We start from the raw sequence: 15419 nt of genomic DNA, 5'->3' as shown, positions 1-15419 counted from the left end.
GCCAGTTCTTGGATTTTATTACGCAGGAAGTATCGTCAACGATATTTCCTGCGTATCAACAAAGTCTACTTCTTTTAAGAATCAGCGAAGCCGATTTTGTTATGATTGTAATTTATCTGGGAATCAGGGCCATAGGAATTTCGGCGGCCCGCTCTGTACGGATATCGATTACCGCGGGCCGTCCGCAGGCCAGCGCGTCGCGGATGGCCGGGCCGATCTCTTCCGGCTTGTCCACCTGCCGGGTCCAGCAGCCATAGGTTTCTGCGATCCTGCAGAAGTCTACGTCCGGATATTCATATCGTTCATGAATCAAATCCATCTGATCTTTATAGACCAGGGACAGGTCCGGGCGGCACTGAACCAGAGCCATGTTGTTATTGATAATGGTCACGGTGTTGATTCCATTGCGGACAGCGGTTTCCATCTCGTTTAAGTGATAGTAGAAAGCGCCGTCTCCGGTGAAACAAATAACCGGACGATCAGGGGCAGCGCATTTGACGCCCAGGGAAGCCGGATAGCTCCAGCCCAGAGAACCGGCTGCGCGGATGTATTTCTGGGAAGGCTTCATACGGAGCATGGTGGAAGACCATACGGCGGAATAACCGGTGTCCGCTACCAGTACTGCGTCGCCCGGGAGCGTTTTGCTGATTTCCATGCACAGGCGTTCGGGGCGGATGGGAAGCGTGTCCCTGTTTTGCTTTTCTTCATACTCGTCTAACGTTTCGCGGACATATCCCTGGACTATTTCTTTCCACGGCAGATGATCTGCTTTGTCTACCTTTTCAATCAGCTGAGACAAAACCACTTTGGCATCGCCCAAAAGACCGGTGCAGTTGGGATAATTTTTTCCCAGCTCCGTGGGATCGATATCGATTTGAACCACCTCTGTGGAAAGAGCCGGAACCTTCCAAGCCAGGGTGGTCTGATCGCCGGTCTGTGTTCCGACAAAGATGACCAGATCGGCATCCATAACGGTTCGATTGGCGCAATCCATGCCGTATTCGCCCACGATTCCGCTCCATAATTCATCGGTTTCATCCATCAGCGCCTTGCCGTCGGGCGAGGTGACAACCGGGATATCGGCTTTTTTAGCCAAGCCGCACGCTTCTTGTCCGGCGCCTGAGATGGCTGCGCCTCTTCCTAGGACCAGCACGGGCTTTTGGGCGCGGTTGATTTTATCGGCGGCCAGATCGATGTCGCTCTGCTCCGCGGCCGGACGAAAAGCCGGATACTGGGTGTATTTTTCTTCAACCATAACCGGCTGGGAAACGCTGCCCACTTCAATAACCCGCCCGGTGTGATTGCTCATGTCCGCATGTACGGGTCTGGGTTTTCCCGTGACAGCCGCCCGGTAACATTGCCGGAGCACCGTTGAGAGCTGTTCAGATTCGGAAACGTCCGCGTTAAACTTGGTGATCCCTTCATAAAGCAGGCGATGGTCCGCTTCCTGATAACAGCCTCGATACTGGTAGGTGGGCGGTTTTTTCCCAGTAAAGGCAATGACCGGCGAGTTTGCCAGCCAAGCTTCGTGAATCCCACCAGCCAGGTTAGCCGATCCGATGGATTGAGACATGCATATGCCAGGTTTTCCAGACATGCGGGCATACCCATCGGCCATGTAGGCGGCGGCGTTTTCCGAATGAGCCATGACCCGTTTCACGTCCATTTCTCCGAACTGGCGGTTCACCATCCGCAGCATGGCCTCCACGTAGAAGATATGCGTCAGGCCGTAGCCTTTCAGCGTATTGGCGATAAATTGATAGCCAGGAATTTTTTCGCTCATTTTCTAGTTCCTCCTTAACTAAAGAAATAATAATTTGTTGCCAAATAAAAACGCAAAAAGCGTACCAAATTATAATGGAAAGGCAGGCGGCTGATGTCAGGCGGAAAGAAAGCGTTGTATTTGTAAGCGACGAGCGGATTTTAACTTTTTTGAATAGTGAGAAAAAGGCGGCTTAAAATTTGGAGCCTTGGCGGGAGGATGTTAAAAAAGAGTGCAGTCCTTCGTTTGTCAGTGTTACATAGTGGAACAACGGCGGAGGGATGGAAATGGAGATTTGTTTGGGAGCGTTTTTGACGGTGCACTTCAACGCCCCTCCGGCAAATCATCGTGGATGCATCAAAATCTGTCTCTCCACGATGATTTTTGGGTGTTTTGGGACAATATCGGCCGGGAAAAAGAGAGAAATCATCGTGAATGACCAAAATTTCTATTAGCAGCGATAAAAAATCATCGTAATTCTAGCCGTAAGGAAGCGCTGACGATAATTGGCGGCCCCATGCCGCCAATCATTCCACTTCCTATCCCGCTCCCCATATTTCTCCCGCCCATCCCCGGCCTCCTTCGCAGCACCGTCCCAGCCAGCCCTATTGGCACCGGCTTCCCACAACCTCCGCAGCAGCATGTATATCTTCCTACTAATCGGTCTAAAATAAAGTATAAATATGTAAACTTTTTTAGCAAATTAGTACCATTTTTTGTGAAAAAATGGTCGAAATTTCTGTATATGAATAAAAATACACAAAAAATGCTGTGAAACAATCTGTAAATCTATTGGAACCATAGGAAATTTATTTCCGATGAGGCGTGAAACGGTTGAAATTTGTGGCGTAGACAAGATTGTGATTAGTCAGAATTGCGTGAAAACAACTACTTTTTCATAACGCTTTTTAATTAATATGCAGTCTGTTAATATATATAGGTAGGAATTATTATTTTTTATAAAAAAGGTGACGAAAGGAGGGAGTGCATATGCAGGATGTTATTGACAGAATTAAATCCGCTGAAAAAGAAGCGGAGGATTTGAAAGCTGCGGCCAGGAAACTTGCAGACGACGCGGCGGCCCAGGCAAAAGTCGATGGGAAAAAGCACATCGAAGACACCATCGCCAAAGCCAACCGAGAAGCTGCCAAAATCACCAAGCAGGCTGAGGAAAGAGCTGCGGCATCAGCAGCAGAAAAAATCGCTGCCGCTCAGAAAGAAGCGGATAAGATTCTGAAGATCGCAGAAAGCAGAATGGACCAGGCGGCACTTGTGATTGTGGAAGGGATTGTGGATAGTTTATGATTGAAAAAATGGAAAAAGTCTACATCTACAGTCTCAGAGGGCAATCCACAGACATAATGGAGGACATACAGCGATGCGGCGTCGTAGAACCGACTGCGACCCAGTCCATGCTGGAAGAAGATGCAGTAAAGATACTGGAAAGAAGTGAAAGCATCGACTTATCCAGAGAAGAAGATCTGGTGGACAAACTGGACGAATGTATCGCAGCCCTGAAAGAATTCGGTGAAAAGAGAAGCCTCTTTTACAAGCGGCCTCTAGTGACCTACAAGGAATTGACCAATGATCAGGTTCTTTTCGATACGATGAAAACCTGTGATCACATTGAAGGAATTGTAAAAGAACGAAATCGTTACCAAAAAGAACTGACAAAAGCAGAATTCGAAAGAGCTTCCTTCGTTTCATGGGAATCCCTGGATGCGGAAATCGGGGATTTTCGGACACAGCGCACCAAACTGCTGTGTTATGTCCTGCCGGCTCCCCGCGATCTTGAAGAAGTAGAGGCGGCAGCCGGGGAAAAAGAATTGGACGTTTATCTGAAAAAGATTTCAGAAGACGACGAAAACCGATACATGGTCGCTCTCTTTCATCAAAAAGATGAAAAAGCAGTAAGAGAGACCATCAGCATGTTCGGAGCCAAAGAGTTCACCCTGGAAGGCATTCGCGGAACCTTTAAAGAAAACATCGAAAGCTGCGACCAGAAAATCGCGGTTCTGACAAAACAAGTAGCAGGGGAAAACGAAAAGCTGAAAGCACTGGCGGAAAAAAGAACAGAACTGGAAATGGCTTACGATGCCATAAAAGTCCGGATGGACTGTCTGGCCAGCAAAGACAACCTGCTTCATACCGACAAGGTGGACATCATCACCGGTTGGGTCGTGGCTGACAAAAAAGATAAAGTCAGCCGGGAACTGGAAAAATACACCTGCTGCTATGAATACACAGAACCGGAAAAAGACGAGGACTTCCCGGTACTGATGAAAAACAGCAAGCTGGTAGCGCCTTTCGGAGCGCTGACAGAGATGTACTCGCTGCCAAATGCAAACAGCATGGATACCAACTGGGCCATCGGATTTTTCTTCTTCCTGTTCTTCGGAATGATGCTGTCCGATGCGGGTTACGGCCTGCTGCTGACCGTTGGAGGACTGGGAGCTGCCAAACTTCTCGATGTTGGAGAAGGCATGAAACGGCTTCTGACCATGCTGGGAATCAGCGGCATCTCCACCATCATCTTTGGCTTGATTTACGGAAGCTTTTTCGGCGACGTGATTCCGTCGGTAGCAAAAGTGTTCTTTGGCAAAACCGTTGAGATTCCCCAGCTGATCGACCCGCTGACTCAGCCGATGGTCGTCTTGGGACTGTCCTGCGGCCTGGGTGTCATCCATCTGTTCCTGGGTATGGGCTTTAAAGCTTATCTGATGATCAAACGGGGCGACAAATGGGGCGCGCTCTTCGATGTGGGATTCTGGTACATCTTCCTCATCGGACTGCCGCTGCTGATTCTGCCGGGCCGGCTGAAAATGATCGGCATCGTCATGTCCATCGTTGGAGCGCTGGGACTGGTCTGCACACAGGGAAGATCAAAGCCCACTATTTTCGGAAAAATCTCATCGGGCGTTATGAGCCTTTATGATGTGACCGGATATTTCTCCGATGTGCTGTCCTACTCCAGAATCCTGGCTCTGGGACTGGCAACAGGAGTTATCGCCAGCGTTGTCAATACCATCGGTACACTGACAGGCGGCGGAATTGTTGGAGCAATTTTATTCATCGTAATCTTTGTATTCGGCCACGCCCTCAATATGGCAATCAACGCCTTGGGCGCATACGTGCATTCGGCCAGACTGCAGTACGTTGAATTCTTTGGAAAATACTATGAAAGCGGCGGCAGAAAATTTGAGCCGCTGAAAGCAAGAACGAAATATGTAAACGTAACGGAGGAAAAATAAAATGGAAACTTTTGGAACTTTATTTACAAATGGTAACTTTTATGCATATTTAGGCGTTGCCCTGGCTGTAGGCCTCTGCGGCATCGGTTCCGCCAAAGGCGTAGGCCTGGTAGGTCAGGCGTCATCAGGCGTACTCAGCGAAGACCCAGAACGGTTCGGTCAGTGTCTGGTACTGCAGGCTCTTCCTGGTACGCAGGGTATCTACGGATTCCTGATCGGATTTATCATTATGCTCAACAGCGGAATGATGAGCGGCGACGTACAGCTTTCCGTAGGCACAGGCGCATATATCCTGGCTGCTTCACTGCCCATCGCACTGGTTGGTCTCCTTTCCGGAATCGCTCAGGGCAAGGTTGCCGCTGCGGGCATCAACATCATCGCGAAAAAACCGGATCAGCTGTCCAAAGCCATGGTATCCGCAGCGCTGGTAGAAACCTACGCCATCCTGGCATTCCTGATTTCTATGCTTTTGATCTTCAACATCGAAATGTAATCGGAAAGGGAATTCGTTATGGATAATATTTCAAAAATACTGGATGCTATCCGGGCGGAAGGTCAGGAAGAGGCGGATAAAATTACCGCTGCCGGACAGAAGAATGTAGAGGAAATTCAAAAGCTCTACAGCGAAGAAGCCGGCATCGAAGAAGGCGCTATCCTGAAAAGAGCCCTCAAGGAAGCAGAAGAAATCACGCAAAGAGGGGTTTCCCAGGCCGGTATTGAAAGCCGCAACACCAAGCTGACGGCAAGACGCGCGGCGCTGGAAAAGACCTTTGAACTGGCGGCGGGCAAGCTGGCCCGGCTGCCGGAAGCAGAAAAGCTGAACATATACGAAAGGCTGATTGGAAGATACAGCGGCAGTAAAGAGGTTACGATCGTGCTCAACGACGCCGACTGCAAAGCCTTCGGAAAAAAACTGGCGGAGGCGGCCGGAAAGGCCCACAATCTGGACGTAAAGCTATCACAGCAGACCGGCGATTTTCTGGGCGGCCTGATCATTCAGGAAGGCGAAGTCGAAACCAACTGTACCTTTGAAGTGCTCATAAACGATCGAAAGAAAGAGACGGAATCAGAAGTTGCGGCAATGCTTTTCGCATAAAGGAAAGGAAGGTATGTATTTATGGAAAAAGATGATACAAAGTACCTGCATGCTGCGGCACGAGTCCATTCTCTGGAAAATCAGCTGATCTCTCAGCAGGATTTATTGAAGGCCATCGAAGCATCCGATGCGGAAGATGCTTTCAAATCCCTGGCCGGAAAAGAAATGTTCCGGGACGTCTCCCATGGAGACTACGAGGCTGCTTTTGAGGCGGACCTGGTGAGAACGTATCAGCTCCTTGAAAACATTACTGAGCAATCGGAAGTGACCTATGTTTTCCGCTATCCGGCAGACGGTCACAATCTGAAGGTGTATGCAAAAGCAAGGCTTGCCCAAGGCGAGTTTGACCATCTATATAAACAGACCGGTACCTTTAGCCCGGAGCAGATGGAAGCGGAGCTCTCAGCGAAACGTTTTGAAAAGGTTCCCCAGATCCTAGGGGAAGCGGCTCTTGAGGCTATGGAACGTCTGGCAAAGACTAAAGACTCCCAGATCGTGGATATCATTATCGACAAGGCGGTGCTGGCGCTGATGAAAGAAAAGGCAGTAGCGCTGGATAATCCGCTGCTCATCGAGTACGTGGAAGCCAAGATCGACCTGATCAACATTGAGACCGCGGTCCGGCTCATCCGCATGAAAAAGGATGCTTATGAGGTAAGACGAATTTTCGCAGAAGGCGGAACCATCGATCCAGCGGACATCGACGAAGGCTATTCGGCAGGCTATGAAGGCATCAGCCGTCTCCTGGACAAAGCAGGAAAAAAGCGCAGAATGGAAAAAAGCGTACCGGCTTTACGGCATGGGGAGCCGCTGAATGTCTATGAACAGAATCTAGACGGATGTTTTAAGGACCTGTTTGATAAGGCCAAAGTCATTCCCTTCGGTTTGGAGCCGGTGATCGCGTTCCTCTATCTGAAAGACCGTGAGATTCGGGCTGTCAGACTGGTGCTGGTATCAAAAGTGTTCGGTCTTCCAAAAGAATTGATCGTAGAAAGGTTGAGGTACATCTATGCAGACTAAAATCGCTGTGATTGGTGACCGCGGCAGCGTACTGGGCTTCAAGGCCATCGGCTTCGATGTCTATGAAGTGGCGGGAGAGCCTTCCATCGCCGGTCTGGTAGCGGACCTGGCGAAACAGGAATACGGCATCATCTTCGTCACCGAAGAACTTATCGCAGCCAACCTGGACGTGGTTGAAAAATATAAGGACGATATGCTTCCTGCCATCCTTCCTATTCCCAGCAGAAACGGAAGCCTTGGGATCGGCATGGAAAACATACACAAGAATGTAGAGAGAGCCGTAGGTGCGGACATCTTTAATAACTGAGAAAAAAGTAGGTGAAAAAATTATGGACCATGGACAAATCGTAAAAATATCCGGTCCGCTGGTCGTTGCGGAAAACATGAAGAGCGCCAACATGTTCGACGTTGTCCGCGTAGGTGACCTGGGGCTGATCGGTGAAATTATAGAAATGCGGGGCGACAAAGCTTCCATCCAGGTATACGAGGAAACCGCCGGCCTCAAGACCGGCGACAAAGTCGTGACCACGGGAGAACCACTTTCCGCCGAACTGGGGCCTGGAATCCTGGAAATGATCTTTGACGGAATCCAAAGACCTCTGGAAGTGATTAAAGGAAAGACCGGAAGCAACATCGCAAGAGGTGTTGAGGTCACTTCCCTTGATCATGATAAAGAATGGGACTTCAAACCGACTGTCAAGGCAGGCGACGCCGTGATCCCCGGCGATGTGATCGGTACGGTGGATGAAACCAAACTCATCGTTCACAAAATCATGGTTCCGGTGGGAATCAGCGGAACGGTTGAAGAAATAAACGGCGGCATGCATAAGATTACCGATACGGTTGCCAAGATCAAGACAGAAGACGGAACCGTTCAGGAAGTCATGATGATGCAGAAATGGCCGGTAAGAAAACAGCGGCCCTTTAAAAATAAATTATCTCCGGAAGTTCCCATGATCACCGGTCAGCGGGTTATCGACACCCTGTTCCCCATCGTAAGGGGCGGAGCGGCAGCCGTTCCGGGACCATTCGGATCGGGAAAGACCGTCGTTCAGCATCAGCTGGCAAAATGGTCGGACGTAGACCTGGTTGTTTATGTAGGCTGCGGCGAGCGTGGAAACGAAATGACCGAAGTACTGATGGAGTTCCCGGAACTAAAGGACCCCAGATCGGGCGAATCTCTGATGAACCGTACGGTGCTCATCGCTAACACGTCCGATATGCCGGTAGCTGCCCGTGAAGCATCCATCTATACAGGTATCACCATTGCCGAGTATTTCCGCGATATGGGCTATTCGGTAGCCATCATGGCCGACTCCACATCCAGATGGGCCGAGGCCCTTCGTGAAATGTCCGGACGTCTGGAAGAAATGCCTGGTGAAGAGGGATACCCGGCTTATCTGACATCCCGTTTGGCCCAGTTCTATGAGCGGGCCGGTGAAGTGGCATGTCTGGGAAGCGAAGAAAGAACCGGTACCCTGACCGCCATCGGAGCCGTATCTCCGGCCGGCGGCGACAACTCCGACCCGGTCGTACAGTCCACCCTGCGTATCGTAAAGGTATTCTGGGGACTGGATTCGGGCCTGGCTTACAAGCGGCATTTCCCGTCCATCAACTGGCTGACTTCCTATTCCCTGTACAGCGAGACCATCGGCAACTGGCTCAATAAGAACGTGGCCGACGACTGGACTAAATGCGTGACAGAAACCAACAAACTGCTCCAGGTGGAATCGGAGCTGGAAGAAATCGTAAAGCTGGTTGGATACGATTCTCTGTCCCCTTCGGACCGTCTGATCCTGGAAGCTTCCAGATCCATTCGCGAGGACTATCTGCAGCAGAATGCCTTTGATGATACGGACGCTTACACTTCCCTGAAAAAACAGTATAAGATTCTCAAGATGGTTCTGACTTTCTACAATGAATCGGTCGTAGCCCTGGAAAAGGGCGTGGATATCAATCGTATTCTCGATATGAACGTCCGCGAAAAGATCGCCAGAGCCAAATATGTGGCGGAAGATGAAATCGAAACCTACATGGAGGATACGGCGGCTGAACTGACCAAAACACTGGATCGGCTGATGAAAGAGGAGGTGGCAGGCTAATGTTAAAAGAATATAAAACCATATCGGAAGTAGCAGGCCCTCTGATGCTGGTCAAAGGCGTTGAAGGCGTGGCCTACGACGAACTGGGCGAGATACAGCTGCAAAGCGGTGAAAGAAGACGCTGCCGGGTACTGGAAGTAAACGGAGACGACGTGCTGGTACAGCTCTTTGAAAGCTCCGCGGGAATCAACCTGCAGGACAGTAAAGTGAGCTTTCTCGGGCATTCCCTGGAATTATCCGTGTCCGAAGACATGCTGGGAAGAGTATTCTCCGGCATGGGCCAGCCCATTGACGGCGGCCCGGAGCTGATTCCGGAAAAGAACGTAGACATCAACGGACTGCCGATGAACCCGTCGGCCCGTGTTTATCCCGATGAATTTATCCAGACCGGCGTTTCCGCCATCGACGGACTGAACACCCTGGTAAGAGGACAGAAGCTTCCTATTTTCTCCGGCTCCGGTCTGCCCCACGCCAAGCTGGCGGCCCAGATCGCAAGACAGGCCAAGGTGCTCAAGGGTGAATCCAACTTCGCCGTTGTATTCTGCGCCATCGGTATCACCTTCGAAGAATCGGATTACTTCATTTCCGACTTCAAAGACACCGGGGCCATCGACCGTACCGTTATGTTCATCAACCTGGCCAACGACCCGGCCATCGAGCGTATCGCCACCCCGCGTATGGCTCTGACGGCTGCCGAATATCTGGCCTTTGAAAAGAACATGCACGTGCTGGTTATTCTGACGGATATCACCAACTACGCCGAGGCTCTCCGTGAGGTATCCTCTGCGAGAAAAGAAGTTCCGGGACGCCGGGGCTATCCTGGTTATCTCTACACCGACCTGGCGACCCTTTATGAGAGAGCTGGAAGAAAAGAGGACAGCGACGGTTCCATCACCATGATTCCTATCCTGACCATGCCGGAGGACGACAAGACCCATCCCATCCCCGACCTGACCGGGTATATCACAGAAGGACAGATCATTTTGTCCAGGGAGCTTTACAGAAAGAACGTAATGCCGCCCATCGATATTCTGCCTTCTCTGTCCCGTCTCAAGGACAAGGGTATTGGACCGGATAAGACCAGAGAGGACCATTCCGGCACCATGAACCAGCTCTTTGCGGCTTACGCAAGAGGTAAGGACGCCAAGGAACTGATGACCATCCTCGGTGAAGCGGCGCTGTCGGAAACCGACCTTTTGTACGCCAAATTCGCGGAAGAATTCGAGCAGAAATACGTTTCCCAGGGCTTTACCACCAACCGTGAAATCACAGAGACCCTGGATATCGGCTGGGAGCTGCTCTCTATTCTGCCGGAAAGCGAGCTCAAGAGAATCAAGCCGGAAATGATTGAAAAATATGGCGTTAAAAAAGAAAAGTAAGGAGGCGGGGATATGGCAGTTTTACAAGTAAACCCGACCCGAATGGAGCTTTCCAAGCTGAAAAAACGCCTGGCCACATCCACCAGGGGCCATAAGCTCCTCAAGGATAAGCGGGACGACCTGATGAAAAAATTCCTGGAGCTGATTCGCGAGAACATGGATTTGCGGGTGCAGCTGGAAGAAAAGATGGCCCAGGTCTACGCGGGTTTTGTGGTGGCCGGAGCCGCCATGGAGGATGCTTCCCTGCAGGAAGCCCTCATGCTGCCCCAGAGACAGGTGTATGCCAGCGTGAAAACAAAGAACGTCATGAGCGTAAACGTTCCCGACTTTCAGTTCACCGATACCGGCGATGAGGGAAGAGATATCTACCCTTATGGATTCGCCTTTACATCCGGCGAGCTGGATGCTTCTGTGGATGCATTGCAGGAGGTTCTGCCTTTAATGCTCAAGCTGGCGCAGGTGGAAAAAACCACTCAGCTTTTGGCGGAAGAAATTGAAAAAACTAGAAGAAGAGTAAATGCTTTGGAATATGTCCAGATTCCGACGTTGCAGGAAACCATCAAAAGTATTACAATGAAGTTAGATGAAAATGAAAGAAGTAATCTGGCGAGATTGATGAAGATTAAGGATATGATGATTGCCCAGCAGCGGCAGGCATTGGAAGAGTGATATGAAACTGGACTTTATAATCGACGGAAATAATTTTGACATGGCCGGAGAGGCATCGAGCAGCGTCAAGAAAACCTTGGCGCAGCTGGGTGTGTCTCCGCCTGTTATAAAGAGGGTTGCAATCTCCATGTATGAAGCTGAAATCAATGCTTTTATCCATGGAGGGGGAGGCAGCGCCCAGGTGGATATCGACAGCAGCCGAATTGAGATCATCATTCAGGACTCGGGGGCAGGTATCCCCGATCTGGACTTGGCCATGCAGGAAGGCTGGTCGACGGCCAGCGAGCAGGTGCGCAAGATGGGATTCGGCGCCGGGATGGGCCTTCCCAACATTAAGAAGAATACCGATGTGCTGGAAATTGAAACAGCACCTGGACAAGGTACAAAAGTGAAAATGATTATCAATTTTGAGTAGGGAGGTGCCTATGAACGTAAAAGAACTGGCTCAGGCTTTGGGCGCGCAGCTTTTGACATCCGGAGGCGCGCAGCGGGAAGTGACAGGGGTTTATGCCTGCGATCTTCTCAGCCGTGTGATGAGCGGATGTGAACAAGGAAATGCGTGGATTACCGTTCAGACCCACCTGAACGTGCTGGCGGTGGCCGAATTGGATGAGGCGGCCTGTATCATCGTACCGGAAGGCATTACCGTTGAAGCGGGGACTGCAGAGAAGGCGGAGGAACAGGGTATGGCCATTTTGTCCAGCGAGATGACCACTTATGAGCTTTGCTGGAAGATCCATCAGCTGCTGTCCTAGGGCAGCAGGACAATTATGAATTGCTATTATGACTTTCACATCCATTCGGCGTTATCGCCCTGTGCGGAAGAAGAAATGACGCCTAACAATATCGTGAACATGGGGCTGGTCAATGGGCTGGACATGATCGCGGTTACGGATCACAATTCTGCCCGAAACCTGCCGGCGATCTGGCAATGTGCCGCGGACAAGGGGCTTTTGCTGGTGCCTGGAATTGAGGTGGAATCCATAGAAGAAGTCCATATCAGTTGTCTGTTCCCACAACTGGAAGCTGCCGAAGAAATGGGCCGCTTTGTAGGAGCCCATCTTCCGCCCATCAACAATAAGGCAGAAATCTTTGGTCCTCAGTACATATTCGACGCCCATGACCGGATCACAGGGGAGGAGGAGCGGTTGCTGCTGGTTTCTACCGATCTGACAGCTGAGCGGGTTTTCCAGACAGCCCTTTCCCTTTCAGGGTGCGCGTATTTTTCCCATGTGGACCGGGATTCTTACAGCGTTCTGTCTGCCCTGGGAACAATGCCTGCGGATATCCAAACCTCAGTGGTGGAGGTGTCCGATTCACAAGCGGGCAGGCAGTTTGCTAAGGGGAGAAAGGATCTGGCGGACAAACGCTTTCTTTATTCTTCCGATTGCCACCGGCTGTCGGAGATGAGCAAGCGTAAAAATAAGATCGATTTGCCGCAAATGACAACGCAAGAAGTAATCAACTGGATAAAAGACATGAGGTGAATACAATGAAAGAACTGTCTCTGCATATCATGGATGTTATGCAGAATTCCATAACCGCGGAAAGCACCAAAATCGCAGTCAGCGTTAAGACCTGTGACAATGACAGGCTGCTGACGATTACGGTAGAGGATAACGGCTATGGTATGGACGAAGAGACACTTAAACGAGCGACTGACCCTTTCCATACTTCCAGGACGACTCGGCTTGTGGGGCTGGGGCTGCCCATGTTTAAGGCAGCGGCCCTTCTTACCGGAGGCGATTTTATCCTGGAATCGGAACAGGGCAGAGGAACCGTGCTGACAGCCGTGTTTGTCAATGAATCCATCGATCGACAGCCCATGGGAAATTTGGGAAACGTTTTTTTCCTCACCATGCTTTCCCATCAGGACTTGGAACTTTCCCTGGTGCTGTCCAGCAGCAGAGGAACCTTTTACTTTGACAGCAGAAAATTTGCCGTCGCCCAGGAACGCTGCGGCAACAGTTATATGGATGCGGCGTTCAGCGCCGAAACATTTATCAACGAACAGGCGGAACTGATCTTCCGGGATATTCTGCCGGAGATGGGAGGTGGCCTCCATGGAATTGAAGGAAGTTGTAAGACTGATAAAAGGCAGGCTGCTCTATGAGACGGAGGAAATTCTCGATCGGGAATACGCTTATGCGGTAGCGTCCGACCTGATGAGCAATGTGATGCTGGATACGGCCGACGACAGTCTGCTGATCACCAGCCTGGTTAATCCCCAGGTAATCCGTGCCTCAGAGATGATGAACATTACTTGCATTATCCTCACCTGCGGCAAGACGGTTACCGATACCATGATGGAACTGGCCAAGACCAGGAACATCGCTCTGGTGGAAACCCACTATACAACCTTTACCGTATGCGGAAAGCTGCACAACATAGGTATGCGGGAAGGACCGGTGGCAACAGAGTTGAGCCAGGTAACCTCCATACAGCTGGATAAGGAGCGGTGCATCGGCTGCATTCATTGTGTAAGAAACTGTCCTACTGAGGCGATCCGCGTCAGGAGCTGGAAGGCGACCATCAGCCCGGAGCGGTGCATAGAATGCGGCATGTGCGTCAAGGTATGCCCCAGACATGCTACCAGACCTGTGGTTGATACCTTGGAGGCGATGAATGAATACGATTACAAGATCGCCATACCGGCCACGTCTTTCTTTGGGCAGTTCAAAGGGATCAAAAGCAGAAATCATGTTCTGACCGCCTTAAAACAGATCGGCTTTGATGATGTGTATGAGGAAGCCATTGGCGCAGAAATGATTAGTTATGCCACCAGAAAACTGCTCCAATCGGGAGAGAAGGAGCTGCCTTTGATTTCGTCGGGATGCCCGTCCGTGCTGAAGATGATCCAGATCGGTTATCCCAATTTGCTGGACCATGTGGTGGATTATCGTCCCCCTGTGGAGGTGGTTGCCAGCATGGCGCGGCGGGAAGCTGAGAAAAAGTATCCGCATAAGAAGATCGGCATTTTTTTCATCGCTCCCTGTACGGCAAAGATTTCGTTTATCAAGGAAAGCGACGAGGTGATCGAGACTGATGTGGATGTGATGGTAGCCATCTCTGAGGTCTATAAACAGGTGCGGGCAAAGCTTAAGGTTCTGAAGGACTCAGAAGTAGAGGATTTGGCGCGGTCCGGGGTCATGGGGCTTCGGTGGACCAATCCGGGGGGCGAGAGTCTGGCCCTTAATACGGATAAATTCATAGCCGTAGATGGAATTGATGAAGTGATGGATATCTTTGAAAAGGTGGAGGATGAAAAGCTGGAGGGCGTAGATTTTATTGAGGCGGAAGCCTGCATCGGCGGGTGCTTCGGCGGCTCTCTGACAGTGGAAAACAGCTATTCGGCCAAGGCCAATATGAAGGTGATCCTGGATGAAGCCAAAGCGAAATACGGAGATCGGATTCTCAATTATCCGGGAAGCGAAGAAGAACTGAAGCGGAACCGGGAGCTGCTGTACAGGCCGGTGCTGCAGCTGGATCAGGATTTAAGCGTGTCTCTGAAGAAAATGGAAGAAATGGGAAGGATCGTCAGTACGCTGCCCGGTGTGGACTGCGGCGTCTGTGGGGCTCCGACCTGCAAGGCTTTTGCAGAAGACATTGTACGCGGTTTAATTACGGAGAGAGCGTGCATCATTCTTAACCGCACGCGTGGGAGGTAGAAAAATGAAGACATTAGAAGAACTGGAAAAGATCAGCAAAGGTGAAGAGGAAGAAAAGAAAACAGGGAAAATGACCATTTCCATAGGGATGGCCACTTGCGGCATCGCGGCGGGAGCCAGGCCGGTCATGAATTCCTTTGCCAATGAGATTCGTACCAGAGGGCTGAAAAACGTTGATTTGACAACCATGGGCTGCATTGGCATGTGCAAGTTGGAGCCTATCGTAGAGGTCTACGATGAAGATGGAATGAAAACGACTTATATTAAGATGACCGCAGATAAAGCCGCAGAGGTGATTCGCCGCCATATTATCGGCGGGGAAATCTGCAAGGAATACACAGCGGAATAATTATTGCGCGGCGCGGCAGCCGCGTCGAAAGTTGTCGAATGTGAAAGTTTGCTCAACAATTGCCCTTGCGAGGCCAGTTGTTGAGCTTTTTTTCATTCTTCCTGGCGCCCTTAGGGGGATTTT

17 protein-coding genes are annotated in these 15419 nt (G+C 50.6%); 15 read left to right on the top strand and 2 right to left on the bottom strand.

Features of this window, described 5'->3' with window-relative positions:
• Positions 1 to 112: 112 nt before the first annotated feature.
• Complete coding sequence (locus LG211_RS06140; protein WP_269477169.1) at positions 113 to 1783, bottom strand: thiamine pyrophosphate-binding protein; 1671 nt, start codon at positions 1781 to 1783, stop codon at positions 113 to 115.
• Positions 1784 to 2213: 430 nt separating this feature from the next.
• Positions 2214 to 2405: a hypothetical protein gene (locus tag LG211_RS06135; protein ID WP_148398520.1), complete on the bottom strand. Its 192-nt coding sequence runs from the start codon at positions 2403 to 2405 to the stop codon at positions 2214 to 2216.
• Between the two features lie 347 nt (positions 2406 to 2752).
• Here LG211_RS06135 and LG211_RS06130 point away from each other — a divergent pair, with 347 nt between their 5' ends.
• From LG211_RS06130 to LG211_RS06060, 15 genes are read left to right on the top strand one after another with little or no spacing between them, the layout of a single operon-like run.
• The gene (locus LG211_RS06130; RefSeq protein ID WP_148398522.1) at positions 2753 to 3067 is read left to right on the top strand and encodes a hypothetical protein; all 315 of its coding nucleotides are present in this window, start codon (positions 2753 to 2755) and stop codon (positions 3065 to 3067) included.
• Complete coding sequence (locus LG211_RS06125; RefSeq protein ID WP_148398524.1) at positions 3064 to 5013, top strand: V-type ATP synthase subunit I; 1950 nt, start codon at positions 3064 to 3066, stop codon at positions 5011 to 5013. Before LG211_RS06130 ends, LG211_RS06125 begins: the two co-directional genes overlap by 4 nt.
• A gap of 1 nt (position 5014) precedes the next feature.
• A complete protein-coding gene (locus LG211_RS06120; protein ID WP_148398526.1) occupies positions 5015 to 5506 on the top strand; it encodes a V-type ATP synthase subunit K in 492 nt (163 codons plus the stop codon).
• 18 nt (positions 5507 to 5524) lie between these two features.
• The gene (locus tag LG211_RS06115) at positions 5525 to 6109 is read left to right on the top strand and encodes a V-type ATP synthase subunit E (protein ID WP_148398528.1); all 585 of its coding nucleotides are present in this window, start codon (positions 5525 to 5527) and stop codon (positions 6107 to 6109) included.
• Between the two features lie 21 nt (positions 6110 to 6130).
• Entirely contained in the window at positions 6131 to 7129 is a 999-nt protein-coding gene (locus tag LG211_RS06110; RefSeq protein WP_148398530.1) for a V-type ATPase subunit, read from the top strand.
• Complete coding sequence (locus LG211_RS06105; protein ID WP_148398532.1) at positions 7119 to 7436, top strand: V-type ATP synthase subunit F; 318 nt, start codon at positions 7119 to 7121, stop codon at positions 7434 to 7436. Before LG211_RS06110 ends, LG211_RS06105 begins: the two co-directional genes overlap by 11 nt.
• 22 nt (positions 7437 to 7458) lie before the next feature.
• The gene (locus LG211_RS06100) at positions 7459 to 9231 is read left to right on the top strand and encodes a V-type ATP synthase subunit A (RefSeq protein ID WP_148398534.1); all 1773 of its coding nucleotides are present in this window, start codon (positions 7459 to 7461) and stop codon (positions 9229 to 9231) included.
• A complete protein-coding gene (locus LG211_RS06095; protein ID WP_148398536.1) occupies positions 9231 to 10610 on the top strand; it encodes a V-type ATP synthase subunit B in 1380 nt (459 codons plus the stop codon). Before LG211_RS06100 ends, LG211_RS06095 begins: the two co-directional genes overlap by 1 nt.
• Positions 10611 to 10622: 12 nt before the next feature.
• Positions 10623 to 11279 (top strand): V-type ATP synthase subunit D, encoded by a 657-nt coding sequence (locus LG211_RS06090; protein ID WP_148398538.1) that lies wholly within the window; start codon positions 10623 to 10625, stop codon positions 11277 to 11279.
• A gap of 1 nt (position 11280) precedes the next feature.
• Positions 11281 to 11694 (top strand): ATP-binding protein, encoded by a 414-nt coding sequence (locus LG211_RS06085; RefSeq protein WP_148398540.1) that lies wholly within the window; start codon positions 11281 to 11283, stop codon positions 11692 to 11694.
• Between the two features lie 10 nt (positions 11695 to 11704).
• Entirely contained in the window at positions 11705 to 12034 is a 330-nt protein-coding gene (locus tag LG211_RS06080; protein WP_148398542.1) for a DRTGG domain-containing protein, read from the top strand.
• A 15-nt stretch (positions 12035 to 12049) separates the two neighbouring features.
• A complete protein-coding gene (locus LG211_RS06075; protein WP_148398544.1) occupies positions 12050 to 12766 on the top strand; it encodes a PHP domain-containing protein in 717 nt (238 codons plus the stop codon).
• Positions 12767 to 12771: 5 nt separating this feature from the next.
• Positions 12772 to 13392 (top strand): ATP-binding protein, encoded by a 621-nt coding sequence (locus LG211_RS06070; RefSeq protein WP_148398546.1) that lies wholly within the window; start codon positions 12772 to 12774, stop codon positions 13390 to 13392.
• Complete coding sequence (locus LG211_RS06065; protein WP_148398548.1) at positions 13343 to 14947, top strand: [Fe-Fe] hydrogenase large subunit C-terminal domain-containing protein; 1605 nt, start codon at positions 13343 to 13345, stop codon at positions 14945 to 14947. The genes LG211_RS06070 and LG211_RS06065 overlap by 50 nt, the downstream gene beginning before the upstream one ends.
• A 4-nt stretch (positions 14948 to 14951) precedes the next feature.
• A complete protein-coding gene (locus tag LG211_RS06060) occupies positions 14952 to 15296 on the top strand; it encodes a (2Fe-2S) ferredoxin domain-containing protein (RefSeq protein WP_148398550.1) in 345 nt (114 codons plus the stop codon).
• Positions 15297 to 15419: the final 123 nt, after the last annotated feature.

It is taken from the genome of Hominibacterium faecale (assembly GCF_020734085.1).
Taxonomy (GTDB): Bacteria; Bacillota; Clostridia; order Peptostreptococcales; family Anaerovoracaceae; genus Hominibacterium; species Hominibacterium faecale.
Note: the sequence above shows the minus strand (reverse complement) of the source record. Positions and strands in the feature narration are given on the sequence as shown.

Bases quoted from the DNA above. Each gene is read 5' to 3' on its own strand.
- LG211_RS06070 (WP_148398546.1), top strand. From the start codon at position 12,772: ATGAAAGAACTGTCTCTGCATATCATGGATGTTATGCAGAATTCCATA.
- LG211_RS06125 (WP_148398524.1), top strand. From the start codon at position 3,064: ATGATTGAAAAAATGGAAAAAGTCTACATCTACAGTCTCAGAGGGCAA.
- LG211_RS06140 (WP_269477169.1), bottom strand. From the start codon at position 1,783: ATGAGCGAAAAAATTCCTGGCTATCAATTTATCGCCAATACGCTGAAA.
- LG211_RS06135 (WP_148398520.1), bottom strand. From the start codon at position 2,405: ATGCTGCTGCGGAGGTTGTGGGAAGCCGGTGCCAATAGGGCTGGCTGG.
- LG211_RS06060 (WP_148398550.1), top strand. From the start codon at position 14,952: ATGAAGACATTAGAAGAACTGGAAAAGATCAGCAAAGGTGAAGAGGAA.
- LG211_RS06105 (WP_148398532.1), top strand. From the start codon at position 7,119: ATGCAGACTAAAATCGCTGTGATTGGTGACCGCGGCAGCGTACTGGGC.
- LG211_RS06110 (WP_148398530.1), top strand. From the start codon at position 6,131: ATGGAAAAAGATGATACAAAGTACCTGCATGCTGCGGCACGAGTCCAT.
- LG211_RS06065 (WP_148398548.1), top strand. From the start codon at position 13,343: ATGGAATTGAAGGAAGTTGTAAGACTGATAAAAGGCAGGCTGCTCTAT.
- LG211_RS06120 (WP_148398526.1), top strand. From the start codon at position 5,015: ATGGAAACTTTTGGAACTTTATTTACAAATGGTAACTTTTATGCATAT.
- LG211_RS06100 (WP_148398534.1), top strand. From the start codon at position 7,459: ATGGACCATGGACAAATCGTAAAAATATCCGGTCCGCTGGTCGTTGCG.
- LG211_RS06130 (WP_148398522.1), top strand. From the start codon at position 2,753: ATGCAGGATGTTATTGACAGAATTAAATCCGCTGAAAAAGAAGCGGAG.
- LG211_RS06115 (WP_148398528.1), top strand. From the start codon at position 5,525: ATGGATAATATTTCAAAAATACTGGATGCTATCCGGGCGGAAGGTCAG.
- LG211_RS06085 (WP_148398540.1), top strand. From the start codon at position 11,281: ATGAAACTGGACTTTATAATCGACGGAAATAATTTTGACATGGCCGGA.
- LG211_RS06075 (WP_148398544.1), top strand. From the start codon at position 12,050: ATGAATTGCTATTATGACTTTCACATCCATTCGGCGTTATCGCCCTGT.
- LG211_RS06095 (WP_148398536.1), top strand. From the start codon at position 9,231: ATGTTAAAAGAATATAAAACCATATCGGAAGTAGCAGGCCCTCTGATG.
- LG211_RS06090 (WP_148398538.1), top strand. From the start codon at position 10,623: ATGGCAGTTTTACAAGTAAACCCGACCCGAATGGAGCTTTCCAAGCTG.
- LG211_RS06080 (WP_148398542.1), top strand. From the start codon at position 11,705: ATGAACGTAAAAGAACTGGCTCAGGCTTTGGGCGCGCAGCTTTTGACA.